The following is a 1,722-nucleotide window of genomic DNA, read 5'->3' as shown; positions in this document are numbered from 1 at the left end:
CACCCGCGCCGGGCGGCTCTGAGCCGGGCGCACCTGCGCCGGAACCTGCTGGACCCGGACCGGGTGCGAACGCGCCTGCACCAGACGCAGGCTCACCCGCACCGGATACGGGCGCATCTGCCGGGCCGGACTCATCCGGCGGGGGAGACTCATCTGGCGGAGGCGACTCATCGGGTGGATCCGGCTCACCTAGCGGAGGCGACTCATAGGCCGGGGAAGTAAACCGCGCTTGCCAATGCCTGTTCTCGGCTAGGCAAGTGCGGTTTGTGCGTCAGGCGGGATAGCGGGCTCAGCCCTTCTTGACCCCGAGTGCCGCATAGATCTCATTACTGAGCGCCACGCTGCGCGGGTCGGCGTTTGCCTTGGTCGCGTCGAAGCGGTTCATGACGTATGCGTAACCGATCCGGTGTTCGAGGTCGACGAAACCGAACGAGCCGCCCAGGCCGCCGTGGCCGAAGATCCGCGGGTTGGGGCCGTTGACGCAACGTTGGTTGAGCATGTAGCCCAGACCCCACCCGTGGTCGGCGACGCGCGGACCGAGGACCAGATCGGTGTCAAAACCGCCCTGCGAGACCCGGATCAGATCCATGTGCCGACGGCTGAGCAGTTGTTCCTGCGCCAAGGCGTTGTAGAAGGTCGCCAGTCCAAGCGCTGAGACCTGCCCGTTAGTGCCCGGAAACTCGACCTCGCGCCACAACTCAAGATCGTTGGAGCCGACTTCGTCATCCGGTGCGAATCCCATCGACACCGCCAGGCCCGCCTTGGGGTGTTCAGCCAGCGTGGTGGGATAACCAGGCGCGTTGACGTCGGCCAGCATCTGGCGGATATGCGGCTTTTCCACCCGATCCGCGCAGCGGCGTTGTTCGGCGCGCGACAAGCCGATGTGGACCTCAGCGCCCAGTGGCTCGGCGATCTCGGTGCGCAGGTAGTGACCGACCGTGTGACCGGTGACGCGACGGAACACCTCGCCGAGGATGAAACCAAAGGTGGTCATGTGGTAGCCCTGCGCGGTGCCCGGGTCCCACCACGGCTCAGCGGCGGCCAGCCGTTCGCAGACCAAATCCCAGTCAGTGACCTGCTGCCAGGGCAGTCGCTTGCGGGGACCGATCGCCCCCGACCGGTGGCTCATCACCATGGCGATGGTGATGGCCGCCTTGCCGGCCTGCCCGAACTCGGGCCAGTAGCGGGCTACCGGTGCATCAAGATCCAACTCACCGTGCTCGACGAGTCGATGTACACATGTGCTGGTCAGGCCTTTGGTGCCGGACAGCACGGTGGCCAGCGTGTCCACTTGCCACGGCCTGGTACCCGCGGCGTCGGCCGTACCGGCCCACAGGTTGACGGCCAGCTCGCCATCCACCCAAGCTGCGACCGCTGCACCAACCTCGTTGCGTAGCACAAAGTTCTGCTCGAACGCGGCGCGTACCCGCTCGAAGCGCGGTGCGCATGAGCCTTGGACATCAACGGCAGCTACGGCGCCTGTGTCCTGAATTTGTCGGCCTCCTCAGCCTCGCCGGGTTCGGCCCAATCGGCAGCCGGCTGCACTTGTCGGCCTCCGGGGCTTCGGCGGCCTGCTCAGCCTCCTTAGCGTAGTCGGCCGTTCTGCCAAGCGCGCGGCTTGAGCGGGCGACGGGAATCGAACCCGCGTAGCTAGTTTGGAAGACTAGGGCTCTACCATTGAGCTACGCCCGCGTGTATTAGTCGAGCGCGACTGTACGTCGC

At 66.1% G+C, this 1,722-nt stretch carries 1 protein-coding gene and 1 tRNA gene; both read right to left on the bottom strand.

The window, feature by feature from the left end; translation table 11 throughout:
* Positions 1 to 289: 289 nt before the first annotated feature.
* Positions 290 to 1,492 carry a serine hydrolase domain-containing protein gene (locus tag WAN71_RS25610; protein ID WP_422228009.1) on the bottom strand — a complete coding sequence of 401 codons (1,203 nt, stop codon included), beginning with the start codon at positions 1,490 to 1,492 and terminating at the stop codon, positions 290 to 292.
* Positions 1,493 to 1,621: 129 nt separating this feature from the next.
* Positions 1,622 to 1,692 (bottom strand) — tRNA-Gly (locus WAN71_RS25605).
* Positions 1,693 to 1,722 lie beyond the last annotated feature (30 nt).

The sequence above is a fragment of the Mycobacterium sp. genome, assembly GCF_049280035.1.
Lineage (GTDB): Bacteria > Actinomycetota > Actinomycetes > Mycobacteriales > Mycobacteriaceae > Mycobacterium.
Note: the sequence above shows the minus strand (reverse complement) of the source record. Positions and strands in the feature narration are given on the sequence as shown.